14 protein-coding genes are annotated in these 22,994 nt (G+C 40.5%); 12 read left to right on the top strand and 2 right to left on the bottom strand.

Going from position 1 to position 22,994, the window contains the following annotated elements:
* Positions 1 to 2: 2 nt before the first annotated feature.
* Both EGN73_RS11310 and EGN73_RS11305 read right to left on the bottom strand, forming a co-directional pair.
* A complete protein-coding gene (locus EGN73_RS11310; protein WP_219289659.1) occupies positions 3 to 713 on the bottom strand; it encodes an NUDIX hydrolase in 711 nt (236 codons plus the stop codon).
* Positions 714 to 794: 81 nt separating this feature from the next.
* The gene (locus EGN73_RS11305) at positions 795 to 1,679 is read right to left on the bottom strand and encodes an alpha/beta hydrolase (protein ID WP_219289656.1); all 885 of its coding nucleotides are present in this window, start codon (positions 1,677 to 1,679) and stop codon (positions 795 to 797) included.
* Between the two features lie 253 nt (positions 1,680 to 1,932).
* On the opposite strand from EGN73_RS11305, the gene EGN73_RS11300 reads away from it, so the two are divergent.
* The 12 genes from EGN73_RS11300 (at position 1,933) to EGN73_RS11245 (ending at position 22,990) form a co-directional block, all read left to right on the top strand.
* The gene (locus tag EGN73_RS11300) at positions 1,933 to 4,281 is read left to right on the top strand and encodes a glycoside hydrolase family 127 protein (RefSeq protein ID WP_219289655.1); all 2,349 of its coding nucleotides are present in this window, start codon (positions 1,933 to 1,935) and stop codon (positions 4,279 to 4,281) included.
* A 67-nt stretch (positions 4,282 to 4,348) separates the two neighbouring features.
* Positions 4,349 to 5,899 (top strand): alpha-N-arabinofuranosidase, encoded by a 1,551-nt coding sequence (locus EGN73_RS11295; protein WP_219289653.1) that lies wholly within the window; start codon positions 4,349 to 4,351, stop codon positions 5,897 to 5,899.
* Between the two features lie 8 nt (positions 5,900 to 5,907).
* Positions 5,908 to 7,572: a ribulokinase gene (locus EGN73_RS11290; protein ID WP_219289651.1), complete on the top strand. Its 1,665-nt coding sequence runs from the start codon at positions 5,908 to 5,910 to the stop codon at positions 7,570 to 7,572.
* Between the two features lie 109 nt (positions 7,573 to 7,681).
* Positions 7,682 to 8,044, top strand: coding sequence for a four helix bundle protein (locus EGN73_RS11285; RefSeq protein WP_219289648.1), 363 nt, complete (start codon positions 7,682 to 7,684; stop codon positions 8,042 to 8,044).
* A 91-nt stretch (positions 8,045 to 8,135) separates the two neighbouring features.
* The gene (locus tag EGN73_RS11280) at positions 8,136 to 8,834 is read left to right on the top strand and encodes an L-ribulose-5-phosphate 4-epimerase (RefSeq protein WP_219289645.1); all 699 of its coding nucleotides are present in this window, start codon (positions 8,136 to 8,138) and stop codon (positions 8,832 to 8,834) included.
* Positions 8,835 to 8,845: 11 nt separating this feature from the next.
* On the top strand, positions 8,846 to 9,991 hold the full coding sequence (locus EGN73_RS11275; RefSeq protein ID WP_219289642.1) for an aldose epimerase family protein: 1,146 nt from the start codon (positions 8,846 to 8,848) through the stop codon (positions 9,989 to 9,991).
* Positions 9,992 to 10,037: 46 nt separating this feature from the next.
* Positions 10,038 to 11,195, top strand: a complete 1,158-nt coding sequence (locus tag EGN73_RS11270) for an endo-1,4-beta-xylanase (RefSeq protein ID WP_219289640.1) — start codon at positions 10,038 to 10,040, stop codon at positions 11,193 to 11,195.
* A 271-nt stretch (positions 11,196 to 11,466) separates the two neighbouring features.
* The gene (locus tag EGN73_RS11265; protein WP_219289638.1) at positions 11,467 to 13,053 is read left to right on the top strand and encodes a glycoside hydrolase family 43 protein; all 1,587 of its coding nucleotides are present in this window, start codon (positions 11,467 to 11,469) and stop codon (positions 13,051 to 13,053) included.
* 345 nt (positions 13,054 to 13,398) lie between these two features.
* On the top strand, positions 13,399 to 15,156 hold the full coding sequence (locus EGN73_RS11260; protein ID WP_219289635.1) for a glycoside hydrolase family 43 protein: 1,758 nt from the start codon (positions 13,399 to 13,401) through the stop codon (positions 15,154 to 15,156).
* Between the two features lie 534 nt (positions 15,157 to 15,690).
* Complete coding sequence (locus EGN73_RS11255) at positions 15,691 to 16,890, top strand: esterase (RefSeq protein ID WP_246611557.1); 1,200 nt, start codon at positions 15,691 to 15,693, stop codon at positions 16,888 to 16,890.
* 818 nt (positions 16,891 to 17,708) lie between these two features.
* The gene (locus EGN73_RS11250; RefSeq protein WP_246611556.1) at positions 17,709 to 21,065 is read left to right on the top strand and encodes a SusC/RagA family TonB-linked outer membrane protein; all 3,357 of its coding nucleotides are present in this window, start codon (positions 17,709 to 17,711) and stop codon (positions 21,063 to 21,065) included.
* 11 nt (positions 21,066 to 21,076) lie between these two features.
* Positions 21,077 to 22,990, top strand: a complete 1,914-nt coding sequence (locus EGN73_RS11245) for a RagB/SusD family nutrient uptake outer membrane protein (protein ID WP_219289633.1) — start codon at positions 21,077 to 21,079, stop codon at positions 22,988 to 22,990.
* The last annotated feature ends 4 nt before the right edge of the window (positions 22,991 to 22,994 follow it).

Genomic DNA, 22,994 nt, shown 5'->3' with positions numbered 1-22,994 from the left:
AATTAATTGCTTTCGAAGAAGATTTCACTCTTTGGCATAAAGTTGTGAATACTCAAAAAATTGTCTTTATAGTGCCCTTCATCCAAACTGTAATAATATGCTCCTTTCTTGGAGCTTGATTTATCTTTTTCTTTTTCCTTTTTCAGCAGGTTGGTAGAAAGTAGTTTGCGGGTAAAATTCCTTTTGTCAATCTTAGTTTCATAAAGACCTTCGTACATGGCCTGCAACTGCGGTAAGGTGAATTTATCAGGTAAAAGTTCGAATAGGATGGGATGAAAAGCTGCCTTATACCTCAGTTTATTTAATGCAAGGTCTACCATTTCCTGATGATCAAAAATCAATTTAGGCAAAGATTTGAGTGGAAACCAATGTGCATGAAAGTTGTCATTGATTTGACGTTGGTATTTTTCTATATCAATCAAAGCGACATAGGGTATAGCCAACACTCTTTCTATGGGGTCCCTGTCTGGCCTGCTGAATGCCTGAATCTGCTCCATATAGATATCATGCAATCCGGTCAATTGATTCAGGATTCTGTTAGCGGCTTCATCTAGAGATTCAGTTTCCTGAACAAAACCTCCCATGAGACTCCATTTTTCCTTTTCAGGAGCGAATCCCCTTTGTATAAGAAGCAACTTGTATTCACTTCCGTCAAAACCGAAAATAATACAGTCTACAGCGACCAAAAGTCTTTTTTGATTTGAATATTGCATCTATTTATTTGATTTAATAGGCGACTAAATAGCTAAAGTAAGATTTGACGGTTACAAATTCATGTTTTTGTATACAATTTTTTATAGAGTGCCTGTTTCTGGAAAATACGGATATTCGCTATTATCGCTTTCTTGAAAAAGAAGCTGCGAGAAAAGGTATAGATCATTTCTCCAAACTTTAAAATCATGTCCTCCGGGCTCTACATAATAGATATGTGGCACCCCATGTTTTTTCATGTATTCATGGGTTCTTTCGCTGATATGAAAGAGGTTATCATCTGATCCACATGAGATCCAAAGCAGTTTAAGTTTGTCTTTAGCAGCATCTGGATCTGGTAGAAGTGTTTCCGGTAACCTTGTGTTCGGGGCAGAAGAAAAACCTCCGACCCAAGCAAATGTATCCAGATTGCCAAGACCGAAATTCAGAGATTGCCCGCCTCCCATGGACAGTCCAGCCAATGCACGGTTTTCTCTATCCGTTTTTATGGGGTATTTCTTTTCGATAAATGGGATTAGGTCTTTCAGAAGGTCTTTTTCAAAAGTAGAAAAGGCCTGTACCTTCAGGCTGTCAAAGATGTTTCCTGTTGCCCGATCGTCTTTCATTGCCCTTCCATTAGGCAGCACTACGATCATATCGGCTAGCTTTTTATCAGCATAAAGGTTGTCAAATATGACCTGAGGAGATCCTTGGTCTAGCCATTCTTTTTCGTCACCACCTATTCCATGAAGAAGATACAGAACAGGGTATTCCTTATTTTCATTAAAAGAAGGTGGAGTGTAAACCAAAGCCTTTCTATCTACCCCAACTGTACTGGACGGATAGGAGATCGTATCTATTCTTCCTCTTTCAATATTGGCCCTTTGTTGGTCAAATCCGATCGGAGCCTGTAAAGTATCTTTTTGTGCATTACACAAGATTGTAAACAAACATAAAACAAAAATTGGGAGCAATGTTTTTCTGGTCATTTGGCTTGAGTTTATTAAAGTGTAGTATAAACACTTTAAATATAAGGGATTTATTTTGAGATTTTTAAATGATTTTCATTTTATCGTAAACATAAGAAGTGTTTTAGCAAATTAAGTAAAGCAAAAATTCATTTTTAATATTTAGTGTTAAAAATACAATTAATGTTTTTATATTGTCCTTTCATATTGATCTGAAGGATATACATCAAAGTGTACTCAGAGTATTCAGATAACCGGAAGATAACCTAGACCCATGAGACCATTAATTATCATATTGTTATTATTTATTTTTCAATGTACCCTCTCTCAGCAGGCAAAAGCTCAGGATGATCAGGTGCAATTTTTCGATCTCAGGCAAGTAAAACTCAAAGATAGTCCTTTCAAAAGAGCTCAGGAGGTTGATAAAAAATACATTCTTGAAATGGATGTGGACAGACTTCTCGCTCCTTACATGAAAGAAGCGGGGCTTACTTGGTCCGCTGATAACTACGGAAATTGGGAAAACACAGGTCTGGATGGTCATATTGGAGGGCATTATCTTTCTGCCCTTTCCTTGATGTTTGCGTCTACAGGAGACCCTGAAATCAATAAAAGGTTGGACTACATGCTGGAGCAATTGAAGCTTGCACAGGACCAAAGTGGGGATGGTTATCTTGGCGGGGTTCCTGATGGCAGAAAAATTTGGAATGAACTTAAATCCGGTAAGATCAATGCAGGCAACTTTTCACTCAATGACAGGTGGGTTCCCTTATACAACATTCATAAAATTTTTGCAGGATTGAGGGATGCCTATTGGATAGGAGGGAAGGAAATAGCGAAACCTATGCTTGTATCGCTTTCTGATTGGTTTTTAGACCTCACGGATGGGTTCACGGAAGATCAGTTTCAGGAAATGCTCATCAGTGAGCATGGCGGCTTAAATGAAGTTTTTGCTGATGTTGCAGTGATGACCGGAGATTCAAAATATTTGTCATTGGCCAAGAAAATGTCCCACAATGCCATCCTCCAACCTTTAAAAGAAGAGAAAGACGAACTGAATGGCCTTCATGCCAATACCCAAATTCCCAAAGTGATCGGTTTTCAGAGAATTGCACAAGTGTCCAAAGATCAGAATTTACATCAGGCTTCTGACTTTTTCTGGAAGAATGTAGTGCACCAACGCTCCGTTTCAATTGGTGGAAACAGCGTGAGGGAGCATTTTCATCCTACAAGTGATTTTTCATCCATGCTTTCCTCCGAACAGGGACCCGAGACCTGCAACACCTATAATATGATGAGGCTTTCTGAAATGCTTTTTCAGCTGGCTCCTGACAGGAAGTATATTGATTATTACGAACGAGCTGTTTTCAACCATATTCTGTCCACCCAACATCCAGAAAAAGGTGGCTTTGTGTATTTCACTTCCATGCGCCCTCAACATTATCGGGTGTATTCCCAGCCACATGAGAATTTTTGGTGCTGTGTGGGTTCCGGTTTGGAAAATCATGCCAAATATGGTCAGGCCATTTACGCATACAGAAAAGATGATTTGTATCTGAATTTATTTATCGCTTCTGAACTGGACTGGCAGGAAAAGGGAATAAAACTCATTCAAAAAACCGATTTTCCTTACAAAGATGAGAGTGAAATTACCTTTTCCCATAAAGGGAAAAAGTCATTTAACCTTAAAATAAGATATCCGAATTGGGTTAAAGAAGGGATGTTGGAAGTCACAATAAATGGAGAACAGGTAGAAGTTAGCGTGGACAGGCATGGGTATATCACATTAAATAGAGAATGGACATCTAAAGATAAAATCAACCTCAAACTACCTATGGAAACAAAGGCAGAGAGACTTCCTGATGGATCCAATTGGGTGTCTTTCAGTCATGGGCCGATTGTGCTAGGTGCAAAAACGGGTGCAGATGATCTCAAGGGATTGTTTGCAGACGAAAGTAGGATGGGCCATGTGGCTGCCGGCAAAATGGTCCCTCTCGAACTCAATCAGGTTTTGAAAAAAGAGAACAATCCTCTTCCCGTGCAACAGGAAGGGTTTAGGTTTCTAATTGCTTCAAATGAATTTCACCAATCGGATGAACAAATTGAATTACTACCCTTTTTTGAAATTCATGATAGCAGGTATCAATTGTACTGGCCGATTGCTGATAAAGATGAGCTAGGAGAATTCAAAAACCAGCTTTATGAAAGAGATGAGCTGATGCGACGTTTGGAGGAGGTTACCGTAGATCAGGTGGCTGCCGGTGAGCAACAACCCGAAACTGAACATTCATTCAAAGGGAGGAATACTGAAATCGGGCAGGAAAACGGGAGATTTTGGAGACAGACTTCTGACTTTTTTCAGTATATCTTGAAGAACCAAGAAAAAGAGGGGAAAGTGATCAGGGTTATTTACCTTTTGCCTTCTTCTGATGAGGAATTCAATATTTATATCAATGGGGATTTGCTGAAAAAAGAATCATTGGCAGGGGTAAATGATCAATTATATATGGTTGATTACAATTTGGAAAACAAAAATGCTGAGATACTTGAATTCAAGATTGAAAGCAATGGTAGACTGAGCCCTAAAATTCACCATATCAGGCTTATGAAAAGGAGCCTATAACAGGTTTGAACTTATCAAGTAATCCATTAAAATAGATTTAACAATAAACACTCAACCAATAAAATTTATGAAAACCGGACGCTTAAAAGGACTGATGTTACTGGCAGCAGCATTGTTGCTTACATTTGTGACTACAGCCCAAAACCGCCTGATTGTTAATGCAGATCAGGGGACGGTCACCATCAACAGGCATATTTACGGACATTTTGCTGAGCATTTGGGTAGGAATATCTATGGAGGGATTTGGGTAGGCCCGGATTCGGATGTGCCCAATGAAGACGGGTACAGGAAAGATGTGATGCAGGCCTTGATTGATCTGGAAATCCCTAATCTGAGGTGGCCTGGAGGCTGCTTTGCTGACGAATACCATTGGACTGATGGGATCGGAGATCCTGCGGATAGGCCCAAAATGGTAAATACCCACTGGGGAGGTGTGACAGAAGACAACTCCTTTGGAACACATGAATTTTTGAATTTCGCCAAGAAGATAGGAACAGAGCCATACATTACAGGAAATGTTGGTTCCGGTTCGGTAGAAGAAATGTCCAAGTGGATAGAGTACATCAATTTTGATGGCGTGAGCCCAATGGCTGAATTGAGAAAAAAGAACGGTCAGGAAGAACCATGGAACATCAAATACTGGGGAGTAGGTAACGAAAGCTGGGGATGTGGCGGTAATATGACTCCGGAATACTATGCCAATGAGTACAGAAGGTATGCCACCTTTGCCAGGGATTATGGAGGAAATAAACTTTACAAGATTGCAGGTGGTGCCAATGATTGGGACCTGAACTGGACTGATGTTTTGATGAAAAATATTCCCCTAAACATGATGGATGGTTTGTCCCTTCATTATTATACGGTAACCGGTACTTGGGAGAATAAAGGAAAGGCAACAGAATTTACCAAAGAAGAATATCTTGAAACTTTAAGAAAAGCTTCAAGGGTAGATGAGTTGATCACCAAGCACAGCACCATCATGGACAAGTATGACCCAGAAAAGAAAGTGGGGATTATTCTGGATGAGTGGGGTACTTGGTTTCAAGTCGAGCCTGGAACCAACCCAGGTTTTCTGTATCAGCAAAATACCATGAGGGATGCCCATGTTGCGGCAATTTCACTCAACATCTTCAACAAGCATGCAGAAAGGGTTCACATGGCCAATCTGGCACAGACGGTCAATGTGCTTCAGGCAATCATTTTGACCAATGAAAATGACATGATTTTGACACCTACATATCATGTATTTGACCTGTACAAGCCTCATAAAGATGCTACACTTTTGTCACACCATTTGATCTCAGAGGAAGTTAGCTTTGGAAAAGAAAAGCTGGAAGCACTTAGTGTTTCTTCTTCCAAATCTGGTGATGGTACAGTGAATATCAGTATCGCAAACATCCATCCGGACAAAAAAATCGACTTGGATGTGGCCTTGAGAGGGATCGAAGCCAAAAATGTTACTGCCCAGATTGTAACTGCAGCTTCAATCGACTCATACAATTCTTTTGACAAAAAAGACGTGGTCAAAAAAGCTGATTTTAAGGATTTTAAATTGAACAAAGACAACCTGAAAATTGCAGTACCTGCCAATTCAGTATTAATGGTCAGGGTAAAATAAGTAGAAATATGAGCAAAGAGTATGTAATTGGATTGGATTATGGGACGGATTCTGTCCGGGCGGTATTGGTAGACAGTGCTGATGGCAGCACCTTGGCTAGTGAAGTCTATTGGTATCCCAGATGGAAAGCCGGAAAGTACTGTGATCCTGTTATCAATCGCTTCAGGCAACATCCATCTGATCATCTCGAAGGTCTGGAAATGACCATCAAAGGAGTAATTGCCCAATCTGAAATTGAACCAAGCCAAGTCAAGGCCATCTGTGTGGATACTACTGGGTCTTCTCCAATGGCTGTTGATAACAAAGCCCAGTCTTTGGCTTTTCATCCGGATTTTAAGGATAACCCCAATGCCATGATGGTATTGTGGAAAGACCATACCTCCATTGCGGAAGCTGATGAAATCAACCATGTTGCCCGTACTTGGGGAGGGGAGGACTTCACCAAGTACGAGGGAGGAATCTACTCATCCGAGTGGTTTTGGGCAAAAATCCTGCACATCATCAGACAGGATGACAAGATAAAAAAATCTGCCTTTTCATGGATGGAGCATTGTGACTTCATAACAGCCCAGCTGATTGGCTGCACAGATCCTTTGGCTTTGAAAAGGAGTAGATGTGCAGCTGGACATAAAGCACTTTGGCATGAGTCATGGGGAGGTTTACCACCCAAAGAGTTTCTCGGAAAATTTGATCCATACCTGGCAGATTTGAAAGACAGGCTTTATAGTGAAACCTACACTTCAGACGAAGTAGCAGGCAAACTCAGTGAAGAATGGGCAGATAAATTAGGACTTTCTACCGCTGTTGTTGTAGCAGTAGGCACTTTTGATGCCCATGCAGGTGCCGTAGGAGGGGAAATCACTGAAAATACACTTGTCAAAGTAATGGGGACTTCCACCTGTGATGTCATGGTTGCCTCCAAAGAAACTATAGGGGCCAAACTGGTCAAAGGAATATGCGGACAGGTGGATGGCTCGGTGATTCCGGGTACCATAGGCTTGGAAGCAGGCCAATCCGGTTTCGGAGATGTATTGGCTTGGTTTAAGAACCTTATTCTAAAGCCTTCTATCGCAATGATAAAAGAGAGCAAAACATTGGATGCAACACAGAAAAGCCAATTGATAGCTGAGTTGGAAGAACAGCTGCTGACCAGGCTTTCAGATGAGGCTTTGGCCATACCTGTTGCTGAGTCCAAGCTTGTTGCTTTGGATTGGATAAATGGAAGAAGAACCCCTGACGCCAATCAATCCCTTAAGGGAGCTATCAGAAACCTGAATATGGGTTCAGATGCAGCAAGGATTTTCAAGTCTTTGGTAGAAGCCATCTGTTTTGGTTCGAAAAGGATTGTTGACCGCTTCAGGGAAGAAGGAGTGCAACTTGATGCCGTAATCGGATTGGGTGGGGTGGCCAAAAAATCGACTTTGGTTATGCAGACCATGGCAGATGTATTGGATATGCCTATCAAAGTAGCTACATCCGACCAGGCTCCTGCATTAGGTGCAGCGATGTATGCGGCTGTGGCGGCCGGGATCCACGAAGATACCCAAAAAGCCATTCAGGCAATGGGCAGTGGCTTTGACAAAACCTACCATCCTATAGCAGAAAATGTCACCATTTACGAGAAGCTATATGCGGAGTATATGGAGTTTGGGAAAGATATTGAAGGCAACTGATATTAGATTTTAGAAGGTAGATTTTAGATTTGGAAAGCAGAATTTGAAGATCAAACACTTAAATTTATGATTATCAATCATGTTTTTTTAATTCTAAATTTTTATCGAAATGCAAAATCTGATCAAACAAAGGACAAAAAAATTTGCTCTTGATATTTTGAACCTTGTTGAAGTATTGCCGAATTCGGTTGGGACCAAAATAATATCCTTCCAGCTTGTAAAGTCAAGTACATCAGTCGGTGCAAATTATAGAGCTGTCTGTAGGTCAAGGAGTGATAAGGAGTTTATTTCAAAAATGCATATTGTATTAGAAGAAATAGATGAAAGTGCTTATTGGTTGGAGTTGCTTCATGAGAAAAGATGGGTTGATGTTAACAACCTATTGAAAGAAGCAGACGAATTGATAGCAATATTTGTAAGCAGTTTAAAAACTGTCAAAAGCAGAATCAACAACTCAAAAACAAGCAAATAACCGTCTACTCCCAAGTTCCCCCAATCTTAACTCTTCAATCTTAAATCTTCAATCTTAAATCTTCAATCTACAATCTTAACTCTAAGACCAAATGTACCAAGAACTTAAACGTGAATGCTACGAAGCAAATATGCAACTGCCAAAACTGGACCTGGTGGTTTACACTTTTGGGAATGTCAGTGCAGTGGATAGGGCAAATGGTGTTTTTGCCATCAAACCAAGCGGTGTGCCTTACGAAGAACTGAAGGTGGATGATATCGTCATTGTCGACTTTGACAGTAAGGTAGTCGAAGGAAAAATGAGACCTTCATCCGATACCAAAACACATGCTTTTTTGTATAAGCATTGGGAAACTATCGGTGGAATATGTCATACGCATTCCACTTATGCGGTGGCCTGGGCGCAGGCCATCATGGACATTCCCAATTTTGGGACCACGCATGCGGATCACTTGACTGCCGATATCCCTTGTGCTCCACCTATGGCCGACAAGCTGATTGAAGGGGATTATGAGCATAACACGGGGCAGCAGATTTTGGATTGCTTTGCAGAAAAGAAACTCAGTCCGCAGGAAGTAGAAATGATTTTGGTAGGCAGTCATGGACCTTTTGCTTGGGGGAAGGATGCATCCAAAGCTGTTTACAACAGCAAAGTTCTGGAAGAAGTGGCCAAAATGGCTTACCTCACCCTACAGATCAACCCCAATGCAGCGAGACTAAAAGATGCTTTGGTCAAAAAACACTATGAAAGGAAACACGGAAAAGATGCCTACTATGGGCAGGGATGCTAAATTTTACTGATATGTATAAACCGCTAACAAAATGCCTTATGGGTATTGCGCTGACTGGAATTCTTTTTTCCAGCTGCAATACTCCCCAAAAAGATGAAAAAGAAATGGACAAAGAAACAGTCAATTTTAAAGTAAAAGTCAATGAAGTGAAAGTTGGTGATAAAAATGCCAAAGTGTTTCACTTGGATAATGGAAATGGTATGGAGGTTGAAATTTCCAGCTTTGGAGGCATCATCTCTAAATTGATCGTGCCGGATAAGGAAGGCAATAGTGAAAACATTGTACTTGGTTATGAAAACATTGCTGACTATGACAATAACGATTACTATTTTGGTGCTGCCATAGGCCGTTTTGGAAATAGAATTGCCAAAGGACAGTTTGAATTAGACGGACAGACCTACCAATTGGCTACCAATGATGGCAACAATCATCTGCATGGTGGGCTTTTGGGCTTCAACAGGGTGGTTTGGGATGCTGATGTCCAGGAAGGAGAAAAATCTGTAAAGGTGATTATGTCTTATTCCAGTCCAGATGGTGAAGAAGGTTATCCCGGTAACCTGAAAACCACCCTTACTTTTGAACTGACAGCTGACAATAAGCTGCTACTGGAATTTGAATCAGAAACAGACCAAGCTACAATTGTAAACCTGACTCACCATGGATATTTCAACCTGAGTGGGATGAAGGAGGATATTTTGGGCCATCAACTTACCCTGAATGCTTCCAAATATACACCTGTGGATGATGAACTGATCCCAACAGGTGAGCTGGAACCTGTGGAAGGAACAGCTTTTGATTTTACCAGCAGTCATAAAGTAGGGGAAAGAATTGCCGAGGTACCAGGAGGTTATGACCATAACTTTGTAGTGAAGGAATCCCATTCCGATGAGCTGGTAAAAATGGCGGAACTTTACCACGAGGCCTCAGGAAGATTGATGGAATTGTACGCGGATTCTCCAGCAGTACAATTTTACTCAGGTAATTTCCTGGATGGAAAAGTAACGGTGGATAATGTTACCTACAATCAGTACATGGGACTTTGCCTAGAGCCCCAGACTTTTCCCAATGCACCAAATGAACCCTCATTTCCTACTGCCAGGTTGAACCCTGGAGAAAAATACACACATAAAATAGCCTATCATTTCAAAGTCAAATAAGAATTGTTTGACTCATTTCTCAAACCTATATCAAACCTAATTAACCATGAAATTTCTAATTTATTCATTTTTGGCAATGATTTTTGGATATTCAGTGATCTCAGAAATCAACGAAACCAAACCAAAAACCAATCCAGATGACAATCATGAATCGCTCGCCAAAGCAGCAGAAGGTCTCTTCAAAATCGGTACTGCACTGAATGAAAGACAACTTAACAGTGGAGAAAACCAATCCTTGGCCCTGACCAAACAACACTTTAATGCAATTGTAGCTGAAAACTGTATGAAAAGTGGCAGAATTCAGCCTGTAGAAGGGGAGTTTGTGTGGGAGCACGCGGACAGGTTCGTAGAATTTGGCGAGAAGCACGGAATGGAAATTAATGGACACACTTTGATCTGGCATTCACAGGCTCCGAGATGGTTTTTTGTAGACGAGCAGGGCAATGATGTTTCCAAGGAAGTTCTTATAGAAAGAATGGAAACGCATATCAACACTTTGGTTGGAAGGTACAAAGGCCGGGTCCATACTTGGGATGTGGTCAATGAAACCATCTTGGATGACGGTTCTTGGAGAAACAGTAAATTTTATCAGATTCTTGGTGAAGATTTTGTCAAAATAGCTTTTGAACTTGCCCATAAAGCGGATCCTGAGGCTCGATTGTTTTACAACGACTATTCTATGGCCATGCCGGGAAAAAGAGAAGGTGTGGTAAATATGGTAAAGAACCTACAGAAACAAGGTGTGAAAATTGACGGTATTGGTATGCAGGGACATGTTGGCTTGGATTATCCTTCATTGGAAGAGTTTGAGAATAGCATCAAAGCTTTTGCTGATTTGGGAGTGGAAGTCATGATTACGGAAATGGATGTGTCTGCATTGCCAAACCCAAGCAATCATCAAGGGGCGGAGATTTCTGACTCTATTGAGTATCAGCAGATGCTTAATCCCTATACAGAAGGCTTGCCTGATTCGGTTCAGCAAAGGTTCAATGAACGCTACCTCGATTTCTTCAATTTGTTTTTGAAATACAAAGACAACATCAGCAGGGTGACTTTTTGGGGTGTGACGGACAGGTACTCTTGGAAAAACAATTTCCCTGTAAGAGGAAGAACTGATTACCCGCTTTTATTTGATAGAGATTATCAGGCAAAAGCTGTGGTAAGTGATATCATAGAGCTTTTGGGCGAGCATCAGGCACAATAAGTGTAATTTTGGATCCGTCTTGATCCACGGATTTGGCTTAAATGATATTTTGAGAAGATATTTAATTGATACTAGATTGATATTTAGATATTGACCCGAAATAATCTATAATCCTAATAATTAAAGCTTCTGCCAAAGGAGTATGTAAACAATTAAGAATTTAATTTTTCCAGCTGTCTTGTCTATTTAAGGAAATGTTACCTAAAATAGATAAGGCAGCTGAAGTTTCATTACATAATTATAAAAATTCGAAATCAGAATCAATTTATTCATGCTATCAAACCCTTTTCCTAAGCAACTGCTGATTTTTGTGATTCTTTTTACCTTGGCAATTTTACCTAGATTGTCTTTTTCACAGCAAGCAAAAGCACAAAATCCAATCATATTTGCCGACGTGCCGGATCTATCGATGGTCAGGGTAGGAGATACCTATTACATGAGCAGCACAACCATGCACATGTCACCTGGTGTTCCCATCATGAAATCGACTGATTTGTCCAATTGGGAATTGATCGGCTATGCCTACGATCAGCTGGTGGATAATGCTGCGATGAACCTAAGTAAAGAAGAAAGTGCATATGGACGTGGTTCATGGGCCAGTTGTCTTCGGTACCATGAGGGAAGGTTCTTTTTGAGTACTTTTTCTGCAACAAGTGGGAAAACCCATATTTACATTACAGATGATATTGAAAAAGGGGAATGGAAAGAGGTGAATTTTGAACCATCCTACCATGACCACAGCATTTATTTTGATGAAGATGGAAAAATCTACATGATCTGGGGTGCAGGAGAGATCAGCATAGTAGAATTAGAAAAAGACCTGAGCGGGATTGTCCCTGGAACTGAAAGAGTACTGATCGAAAATGCCAGTAAACCTGCAGGTGAAAACATCATGTTGAATGCAGAAGGCTCTCAGATCTTCAAAGTTGGAGAGTACTTTTATTTGTTCAACATAGTCTGGCCCAGAGAAGACATGAGGACTGTATTGGTACATAGATCCAAAAGTCTACATGGTCCCTTCGAGGGAAAAGTAGTGCTCAAAGACAGAGGAATTGCGCAGGGTGGGCTGATCGATACACCTGATGGAAACTGGTACGCTTATCTTTTTAGAGATTATGGAGCAGTGGGAAGAATTCCATATTTGATTCCTGTCACTTGGGAAAATGATTGGCCGGTTTTGGGAGAGAACGGAAAAGTCCCTGATTATTTGGACCTTCCGGTAAATACAGGATTGATTTCTGGAATAGTGGCTTCCGATGACTTTTCAAGAGAGGAAAGAGATTCTACTTTTCTGCCGTTGGTGTGGCAGTGGAATCACAATCCTGTAGAAGAAAATTGGTCTCTTACAGAAAGGCCCGGGTTCTTAAGGTTAAAGTCGGATAGATTAGATAATAACTTTGTGGAAACCAGAAATACTTTAACCCAAAGGACATTTGGTCCAAAAAGTCAGGCAGTTACAAGGGTTGACCTGCAAGGTCTTGAAGATGGAGATGTGGTAGGCTTGGGACTATTGCAAAAAGAATATGGTTTTATCGGAATAAAAGCAGGGGATCAAAAAAAGGCACTTGTCATGTCCATTGGAAATGAAGATAATGAGCAGGTTATGGAAGAATTGTCATGGAATGAAGGCAATGTTTACCTTAAAGCTATTTGTGATTTTGAGAACCAAAAGGATTCAGCATTCTTTCAATACAGCAAAGATGGAAAGGAATGGAAAGATTTTGGGGCAGAACTTAAGATGAATTATACATTACCCCACTTTATGGGATACCGGTTTGGACTTTTTTATTATTCTACCAAATCAACCAGAGGCTATGCTGATTTTGATTCTTTTGAAATTTCTATTCCTGAGAATTGAAATTCTGGGAATGATTTAAAGACCAGGACGATAATTGGTTTGTCACTTGGTTTAGGTTTTCGAAAATAATGAAAGTCAACCAAGTATTGGTTTGATATATTCTGTAATAGGAATTTATGAGAGATAAGTTTACAGAGTTAAGAGTTTAGGTTTTTTCAAAAATGAACCTTTTATCATGATTTTAAGGTAGTTCGTTAATTTTTTTCAGTTAAATGTTGAAATCACACTTATTATTCCGATATTGGATTGCGTATGGAAAACAACAAATGATTTATATTAAAAAAGTATCACTTTTGCTTTTCGTACATTTCAATTTCTTAAACCTATTATACCTAAAAATTTTCCATGAACAGTACAGTTGATTGTATCAGGGGAATGGTAAACAGCACCGGGAAAAAGACGCTGGTTTTTTTCCTGGTGTGTTTGCTGAGTTTTGAATCAGCACTCATTGCCCAATCCCAATCTGAAAGAAAATTCGAAAACCCCATTTTAGCTGGATTTTATCCGGACCCAGGCATGTTCAGGGTTGGAGACGATTTTTATCTGGTTACTTCCACATTTACCTTCTTTCCTGGAGTACCCATTTTCCATAGTACAGACTTAGTCAATTGGAGACAATTGGGGCATGTTTTGGATCGTCCTTCCCAAATGGATGTAGAGGGTCTACAGCTTTCAGAAGGTATCTTTGCGCCTACCATACAGCACCATGAAGGTGTTTTTTATATGATTACCACTATTGTCGGTAAAGGGGGAAATTTTGTAGTTACTGCAACAGATCCAGCGGGACCATGGAGTGATCCGGTTTTCTTACCGGCTGTTCAGGGAATTGACCCTTCGATTTTCTTTGACGATGATGGCAAAAATTACATCATTTACAATGGTGATCCACCGGAAAACAAATCACTTTACAGAGGTCACCGAACGATCAGAATGATTGAGTTTGACACAGAAACCCTCAAGACAGTAGGGGATAATGTTATTTTGGTCAATGGTGGGGTCGACATCCATTCCAAGCCTGTTTGGATAGAAGCACCTCATATTTACAAAACAAGAGGTTATTACTACCTCTGGGCTGCTGAAGGCGGGACAAGTGTCAATCACTCACAGGTTGTATTTAGGACCAAAGACCTGAAAGAAATGTTTATTCCTTATAAAAACAACCCCATATTGACTCAGAGGCATTTGGATCCAGCGAGACCCAATCCGATTTCTGCCGCAGGTCATGCTGATATGGTGGAAACAAAAAACGGAGAGTGGTGGGCAGTTTTTCTTGCGACCAGACCTTACGACAAAAAGGATTATTACAACATCGGTAGAGAGGTGTTTTTGGCACCTGTCACTTGGACAGAGGATGACTGGCCTGTAATCAGCGCAGATTTTACAGAAGTGCAATATTTTTATGATGCTCCGGATCTTCCTGAAAATAAGGAAAATATACCATTCCCTGTATCAGGAAGTTTTACCATCAAAGACAACTTTGACAGCGAAAAACTTAAAGATTATTGGGTGTTTGTAAGAGTTCCAAAAGAAAAATGGCATTCTATCAATACCAAAGCGAAAAAGCTTACCATACAGCTTAGGCCAGAGACCATGTTCGAAAGGAAAAACCCAAGCTTCATCGGTAGAAGACAACAACATAATTTGGGATATGCAACCACCGACCTGACATTTGAACCAAAATCATCCAATGAAATGGCAGGCATGATGTTGCTTCAAAATGAGGAGCATCATATTTTCTTCGCAAAAGGAATAGATGAAGAAGGAAACCATTTCGCTAAGGTACTCAAAGCTACCAAGGAAGGCACTTATGAAGAGCTTTCCAATACCAAGTTAGGTAAATCCCCTAAGTCTACCCTTTCCCTAAAAGTGGAATTCGAAAATGCTAAATATACTTTTTCCATTAAGGAAAGAGGAGATAAGGACTGGAAAGAGGTACTGGAATTTGCTGAAGGGGAATACCTAAGTACCAGAATGGCCGGAGGCTTTGTAGGTGTTACCATGGGGCCATACGCTACTTCTTCTGGGGAGTCAAGTGATAATAGTGCTGATTTTCATCAATTCACCTACTCAGGTGAAAGCACTGCAGTAAAAAACCAAAAATAATGTATTTAAAAAAATGAATTTTAGGGTTTCTTGTAATAGAATGTTTTGATCTACAAGATCAAATCATTTTTAAAACCCCGATCAGAAACCTAATCTGAATCGGGGTTTTTCTTTTTCTGGGAATATTTAAATAATGGAGTCATTGTGTAAAAAATACAGTATTGTTTATATTGTCAAGATTTCCAATGTAAAAACCAAAGTAAGTCAAGGAGTATGTAAGGTTTTATGTATTTCCACAATTATGCCACTAACCAATTTAAATAAGGGTCTAGATCAATCCGATAATAATAGATACCTGCCTGCCGCAGGCAAGTTGGATCCGCCTCGGCGGACAAGTTATTCATTGATAACTTGTCCCGGTTTATCGGGATTAGCTAGAAATCATAGGTTTATTCCACTAAATAGGTTCTACTGGTAAGAAAGCTGATAATCATGTAAAGTTATAAATGAATTTTATTTGAATTAATGAATTGTAACAATCAGATATTCAATTATTTATAAATAGAAAACCTTAAACCTAATAACCGAAAAAAGATGAAACAAAAAAGCAAATCCCTTATGATCTTAGGGCTTGCCCTGGGATTAAGTATCTCTAATGGTATTGCTCAACAGGCAAATGTCAACCTTGAGTTTGACCCACAAAGAGACAAAGAAGGACTGATTCCATTCAGTGCCAGGATCAATTCACCGGAAGTACATGATGATAGGACCGTAACGTTTAGACTGATTGCTCCAGAAGCTAAGGAAGTTAAACTTGCCGGAATAGCACTGTTGACCGGTTTGGGAAAGGGTAATGAGCCCATCCCTTTTTCTAAAAATCAAGAGGGAGTGTGGACATTGACTGTCGGCCCCCTTCCTGCGGATATTTACGCATATCATTTTCATATTGACGGGGTACAGGTCACAGATCCCAGTAATACCTATGCGGCCTTTACGGCCATGCCACCTTACAGCCAATTGGTAGTTCATGGAGATGGTCCCGCATTTTACGATGCCAAGCAAGTTCCCCATGGAAATGTAACAAGGCATGTGTATCATTCGGAAGTGACTGATGGTGAGAGGGAAATGTATGTGTATACACCTCCGGGATACAGTGCTAATAAGAAATATCCTGTTTTGTATCTGCTGGGAGGAAGTGGTGAGTTGCCGTCCAATTGGATTTTTGATGGCAGAGCCAATTTTATCATGGACAACCTTCTAGCTGAAGGTAAAGCTAAACCCATGATTATTGCCGTTCCCAATAATCAAGTGCTCCATAGAAATCACCCTGAGCACACAGAATTGACTTTTGATATTTTTGAAAAGGAACTGAAAAACCATGTAATTCCACTTGTAGATCAAAACTACAGCACAATTCAAACACCAAAAGGCAGGGCATTGTCAGGTTTATCTATGGGAGGCCGGCACAGTATGTTTGTGGGTTTTAGGTCTTTGGATCAGTTTGCTAACTTCGGAATTTTAAGTGCGGGAGATACCGAACCGGAAACCTCTCTTTCCTACTTTTTAAATGATCCTGAAATCAATCAAAAAGTTGATTATCTCTTTATTGGTCAAGGAACAGCGGAAGCCAATGGTTTTTTTGGTGCTAGGGTAGAGGCTTTGGTTAATGCTCTTGAAGCACATGAAATTGAACATGAATATTATGATGGAGGTCACGGGGGACACGATTGGTCTACTTGGAGACATTTGTTATACTATAGGTTCCTACCAAATCTCTGGCAGAAATTAGATTAAAGATGAATTTTAAAGCCTTCTTGTTAAATACAAGAGGGTTTTTTTGTTTATTCTGAGTTTTAAAGTTTTTCCAGGTTGTAGCTTTGAAATAGTAATTTTTTGCTCAATAACCTTACTATATATTGTTCGGGGTTCAAGCTGTTTATATAAAATTTTATTAAAGTTCCTTTCATAAAATAAAATATACTGTTTTTACTGTTTGAATGAAATTTTCTGAAATTATCAATTCAAAAAATAAAATACTTAAATGATTGAAAATCAGCCATTTCACTTAAGCGAAATTAGTGTAATATTGACATTTAATAAAATCTTTCCAAATCATTTTTGAAGGATGATTTTTCGAAAATTTTACCTTTGGATAAACGCAATGTATTTATTTAAAATACTGATTTTCAATATTTTATAACTTTTTATAAAATTAATTTTTTTAATGGTCTCTATATATATTTGGTCAAGTCAGTAACGATTATTACCCAAAGTAAGATGAGTACCTTTAATACACTGTTCCTTGCTTCTGAAACAGAGCTTGTTATTCAGAATGATTTTTCCAAAAGTCAATCTGATATTCTTTTTATCAGGCTTCAATCACAAAATTCAGAAAGCAGATTAAGTAAGGAGAGGCAGCTTTATATCTCTTGTGAATGTTGCAAGCATTTATCTCCTTGGGTGAATTCAATCTTTTCTGATTATTCCGGTACTACCCAAACCTTAAACCCCAACTCTATGACTGTACATTTTAACACAAGTTAGACTGTCCCTGATGCAGGCAGTGAAAACTAATTAGCAATCCAAACCTAACATTAACCTAATAAAAATTTATGAAACGAAAATTACCAAAACCATTCCTTTTGCGGCTTGGTATGGCGATATGGTTTTTTGCAGGTTTCCTGATATTAGATGGAAACAAATCATACGCCCAGAAAGGTGAGGAAGTGGAAAACAACGGTTTTCTTTTTCAAAAGGATGACGTTGAAGAAACTTCTTTCAGCCCGGAGGGAACCTTGAGTATGGATATGTCTTTAGAGGATGGTCCAAGAGAATTGAGTTCGGGCAAAAAGCCCAAAAAAGTAAGTAATACTTCCAAAGCGAATAAGACTTCTGATAAAAGCGAAAAAGCAACAAGGGATTTTCAGGAAATCAGAGGTGTAATAATTGATGATACAGACGGTCAGCCTATCCCTGGAGTCACAGTTTTGATCAAAGGGACTACCAGAGGTGTTGCAACCGGTGTGGATGGTGAGTTTTCTCTGGATGCTCAACCCGGAGAAATTTTGATCATCAGTTTTATCGGATACAAAACCCAGGAAATTGCTGTTGAAGCCGGACGGACTACCTATAATGTAAGTCTGGTCAATGCTGACCAATCCTTGGAAGAAGTGGTGGTCATCGGTTATGGGGAGCAACGCAGGGAAACTTTAATCGGTGCAGTGAGCCAGACCAATAGTGCAGTATTGCAAAGAACGGGTGGTGTATCTAACCTAGGTGCGGCATTGACAGGAAACTTGCCTGGTTTGATTACTACTCAGAGTTCAGGCATGCCTGGAGATGAAACTCCCCAGATTTTTATTCGAGGTCAGAATAGTTGGAATGGCAACTCACCTCTCATATTGGTGGATGGGGTAGAGCGTCCTGAGTTTTTTAATCAAATGGACATTGGATCTGTAGAATCCATTTCGGTATTGAAAGACGCCTCCGCCACAGCTGTATTTGGATCCAGAGGTGCCAATGGTGTGATCATAGTCACTACCAAAAGAGGTAAAGAAGGTCGTGCAGAAATTGTCGCAAGGGTAAATGCTACTGTAAAAGCCCCTTCAAAGCTCCCTGGAAAAATGGATGCTTATGATGCAATAGGCATAAGAAACAGGGCTATTGAACGTGAGCTGACGAGCAGTCCTCAGGCTTGGTCTCAGATGATTCCACAGGCGATTAGGGAAAAATACCGTAATCCGGCTAATTTGGAAGAAGCAGAACGCTATCCAAATATAGACTGGCAGGATTACTTGTTTAAAGACTATGCAATGGCCTACAACGCCAATGTCGCAATCAGTGGTGGTACCAAGTTTACCAAATATTTTGCGGCCTTTGATTTTCAACATGAAGGTGACCTTTTTAAGGAAATTTCAAATGACAGAGGGTACCAGCCAGGTTATAATTTCAACAGGTTAAACTTCAGAAATAACCTTGATTTTCAATTGACTCCTACTACACAGTTAAAAGTAAATTTAGGTGGTATTTATGGCGTAAGACAGATTCCATGGGGAGGTGGCGATGATGCCAACTTCTGGAGAGCTGCTTACCGAAACCCACCTGATGCTTTCGTGCCAAGATACTCCAACGGTCTTTGGGGGTACTATCCTTTGGACGATTACGGAGCCATTAACTCTGCAAGGGTACTTGCCATTGGTGGTGTAGAAAATATTACCACTACCAGCCTTTCTACCAACCTTGTATTAGAACAGGATTTGAAAATGATCGCCAAAGGATTGTCTTTCCGGGGTACCTTGGCTGTGGACAATACTTTCATCGAAGTTGGAAGAGGGGTCAATGACCTGTACAATGACACAGAGCAGATGTGGATAGACCCAGTGACTGGCAGGATCAATTACAAAAACAACTTTGACAACAGTAACTTTGATTTCTTCCAACCAATTGCATGGACTACGCAAGGTGGAAATATTGCCTCTGATCAATTTAATGGACCACAGAGAAGGATGTTCTATCAGGCTCAGCTCAACTACCTTACTACCTTTGCAGATAACCACAATGTCAACCTGATGGGACTTTTCTCCAGACAGGAAGATGCCATTGGTAGCATTATCCCAAGTTACCGTGAGGACTGGGTTTTCAGAACTACCTACAACTACAAGAACAAATACCTGGCAGAATACAATGGTGCTTACAATGGATCAGAGAAATTTGGTATCGACTACAGGTTTGCATTCTTTTCCTCTGGAGGAATAGGATGGGTTATTTCTGAGGAAGGTTTTTTGAAAAACAATTCCGTAATCGATTTCCTGAAGGTTACAGCCTCTTATGGTCAAGTTGGGGATGATAATATCGGTAGCCGATTTTTGTATATGAACCAGTGGGCATTTGACGGGAGATCCAGAATGGCAACGATTGGTTGGAGAGATGATCTAAGCCCTTATACCTGGTACAGAGAGCAAGTAATCGGTAACCCAAATGTGCGATGGGAGACTGTTTACAAATACAATTTCAAAACAGAATTTAGTCTATTCAATGGTCTGATTGATGGTAGCTTTGATCTTTTCAGAGATGATAGAGTGGACATTCTAATGGCCGGAGATAGGTCGATTCCTAGCTATTACGGTGCCAATGCTCCTGCTGCCAACCTCGGTAGGGTAACCACTACGGGTTATGAAATTGAGCTTGGTTTCAATAGGGCTTTTGCCAGTGGAGTAAGGGTTTGGGCTGATGTTGCCATCACGAGGGCCATTGATATTGTTATCAACAGAGACGATCCTGAATTTTTGGTGGATTACCAAAAGCAGGCAGGTTTTCAGTTGGGACAGCACCGCTCTCATATCGACCACGGCTTTTACAATACTTGGGATGAGGTATATGGTAGCACAGCTCATAACACGAACAACGCCGGTAAGCTTCCGGGGGGATACCATATCCTTGACTTCAATGGTGATGGTATCATAGACGCATTTGATGCAGCTCCATTTGGTTTTTCCAATGTTCCTCAAAACACCTTCAATACGAACATAGGCATAGAGTACAAAGGCCTTTCCTTCTTTGTACAGCTTTATGGGGTCAACAATGTCACCAGAAATGTGCCATTTACCAATTTGGATGGTCAGAGAAACCTGGTATATGATGAGGGAACATATTGGTCAGCAGACAATCCCAATGCAGAGACGCCTCTGCCTGTATGGTTGACGCCGGTCTCTTACTATTATGGTGCCAGGTACCTATATGATGGTTCCTATTTGAGGATCAAAAATGCTGAATTGGCGTATTCCTTAAATCCATTGAGGGCCAGTAAGTTAGGTTTAAATGGGCTAAGGGTTTTTGTGAACGGAAATAACCTTTTTGTCTGGAGTAAAATGCCTGATGATAGAGAATCCAACTTCGGAACAGGTGCCGCTTGGGAAGGAGCTTACCCCATGGTAAGAAGGGTGAATTTGGGTGTGACAATGACATTTTAAATCGGAAAACAATGAATACTATTTATAAATCAATCATTAGAAAATCTGGCGCATGGGCTCTTTTGGCAGTGATGCTATTGAGTGCCTCGTGTGAGGATTACCTAGAAAGGACTCCTGAATCGGTCATTTCCGAGGAGATTGCCTTTCTGAATTTTGAAAATTTCCAGGGCTTTACAGAAGAACTATATCAGTGTATACCCAATTTTACGACCACTTATTGGACCAGTTCCTGGAATTGGGGCGAAGATGAAATGGTTTCTGCTGCCGGTAATTTCCATGTTACCTTCATGTTTGACAGAGGTAATTTCTGGGCATGGCAGGCAGAGCATAGTGGTCATGGTGGCCGCGCCAGCTGGTTGGACAAATGGATGACCCATACAGGTGATAATCCACATGACAAGGGTCTTTGGCCACTGGCTTGGTATGGAATCAGAAAGGCTAACCTAGGTTTGGAAAACCTTCATAGAATGACAGATGCGACCCAGGAGGAAAGAGAGTTGATTGAGGGTCAATTGCTATTCTTCAGAGGATGGTTTCATTTTATGATGATACAATATGTAGGAGGACTTCCTTACATTGATCGTGTTCTTCCTGGGGATGAGCCTTTGAGGGAGGCAAGACTCAATTATCACGAAAGTGCTGAAAGAGTAGCGGAGGATCTTAGAAGAGCTGCTGATCTATTGCCTATTGATTGGGATAATACTGTGGCCGGAAGAAGGACTCTTGGTAGAAATGAACTTAGAGCCAATAAAATCATGGCGCTGGCTTATTTGGGTAAAAATCTGCTTTATGCCGGAAGTCCTTTGATGAACTTCGAATCTACTGGAAGCAGAACCTACAATGCTGATTTCTGTAGAAGATCTGCTGAGGCTTTTGGAGAGCTTTTGGATTTGGTAGAGAGCGGTCAGACCCAGTATGCTTTGATGCCTTTTGACAGATGGCATAATAATTTTTACACCATGGGTCAAAACTGGGCTCTTTCAGGAGGTACTGAAGGTATTTTCAGGTCGCTTTATTGGTCTGGTGATCAGTCTAACTGGGGTATTACCAAGCAGTTTTTTCCTTCTGTAATTGTAGATGGAGATGCTACCAAATTTGTACCAACCGCCAATTATGTAAACCAGAATTTTGGTATGGCCAATGGGCATCCGCTTCCAAGTCAGATCGACCAGGCAGATGCCGAGTCGGGATACGATCCTCAATATCCTTTTAGAGGTAGGGACCCAAGGTTCTACAAAAGTATTGTCTTTGACGGCATGCAGGTAGTACAGGGTTCTATGCCTCCCAACCAAGAGGACAACAGACATGCCAACCTTCATACTGGAGGTAGCTATAGGGGAGAAGTGTCAGGAAGTCCTACAGGTTTTCTGAATAAAAAATTGGTACCTCTTACAGCCAATACTTATGACAATGCATTTGCTTTTGGGGCTGCACTGCACTTAAATGTGCCTTACCTGAGATTGGCTGATGTATACCTGATGTATGCAGAAGCAGCTCTAATGGGACATAATGCTGTGACAGGAAAATCAACCAACTTTGATAAAACTGCCTTAGATGCTGTCAATGTGATCAGAAGTAGGGCTGGAATGCCTAATGTGCTTTCTAGGTACTCAGCTTCTGTAGATGACTTTTTGCATGAGGTGAGAAGAGAGCGGGCTGTAGAATTGGCCTTTGAAGGCCACCGGTTCAATGACCTTAGAAGATGGCTTTTACTGATTGAAAGACCATATACGTTGAAAACCTCTTTGGAATTTAACAGAGCTCCGGATTCAGAACTTGGAGGTGATCCGGCTGAGATGAGGGTGGTAAATCTTCGCGAAGAAGTTTTGCTGGAAAGACCATTGGCGGAACGTCATTATTGGCTTCCTCTGAAAGTTTCAGATGTGACACTTTATCCTGAATTCCGACAGAATCCAGGATGGTAAAAAC

Source organism: Arthrospiribacter ruber, from assembly GCF_019343195.1.
Taxonomy (GTDB): domain Bacteria; phylum Bacteroidota; class Bacteroidia; order Cytophagales; family Cyclobacteriaceae; genus Arthrospiribacter; species Arthrospiribacter ruber.
Note: the sequence above shows the minus strand (reverse complement) of the source record. Positions and strands in the feature narration are given on the sequence as shown.

What these genes read in the sequence shown, in the direction of transcription:
- EGN73_RS11255 (WP_246611557.1), top strand. Translation starts at nt 15,691, where the DNA reads ATGAAACAAAAAAGCAAATCCCTTATGATCTTAGGGCTTGCCCTGGGA.
- EGN73_RS11310 (WP_219289659.1), bottom strand. Translation starts at nt 713, where the DNA reads ATGCAATATTCAAATCAAAAAAGACTTTTGGTCGCTGTAGACTGTATT.
- EGN73_RS11250 (WP_246611556.1), top strand. Translation starts at nt 17,709, where the DNA reads ATGAAACGAAAATTACCAAAACCATTCCTTTTGCGGCTTGGTATGGCG.
- EGN73_RS11290 (WP_219289651.1), top strand. Translation starts at nt 5,908, where the DNA reads ATGAGCAAAGAGTATGTAATTGGATTGGATTATGGGACGGATTCTGTC.
- EGN73_RS11295 (WP_219289653.1), top strand. Translation starts at nt 4,349, where the DNA reads ATGAAAACCGGACGCTTAAAAGGACTGATGTTACTGGCAGCAGCATTG.
- EGN73_RS11285 (WP_219289648.1), top strand. Translation starts at nt 7,682, where the DNA reads ATGCAAAATCTGATCAAACAAAGGACAAAAAAATTTGCTCTTGATATT.
- EGN73_RS11265 (WP_219289638.1), top strand. Translation starts at nt 11,467, where the DNA reads ATGCTATCAAACCCTTTTCCTAAGCAACTGCTGATTTTTGTGATTCTT.
- EGN73_RS11275 (WP_219289642.1), top strand. Translation starts at nt 8,846, where the DNA reads ATGTATAAACCGCTAACAAAATGCCTTATGGGTATTGCGCTGACTGGA.
- EGN73_RS11305 (WP_219289656.1), bottom strand. Translation starts at nt 1,679, where the DNA reads ATGACCAGAAAAACATTGCTCCCAATTTTTGTTTTATGTTTGTTTACA.
- EGN73_RS11260 (WP_219289635.1), top strand. Translation starts at nt 13,399, where the DNA reads ATGAACAGTACAGTTGATTGTATCAGGGGAATGGTAAACAGCACCGGG.
- EGN73_RS11280 (WP_219289645.1), top strand. Translation starts at nt 8,136, where the DNA reads ATGTACCAAGAACTTAAACGTGAATGCTACGAAGCAAATATGCAACTG.
- EGN73_RS11300 (WP_219289655.1), top strand. Translation starts at nt 1,933, where the DNA reads ATGAGACCATTAATTATCATATTGTTATTATTTATTTTTCAATGTACC.
- EGN73_RS11245 (WP_219289633.1), top strand. Translation starts at nt 21,077, where the DNA reads ATGAATACTATTTATAAATCAATCATTAGAAAATCTGGCGCATGGGCT.
- EGN73_RS11270 (WP_219289640.1), top strand. Translation starts at nt 10,038, where the DNA reads ATGAAATTTCTAATTTATTCATTTTTGGCAATGATTTTTGGATATTCA.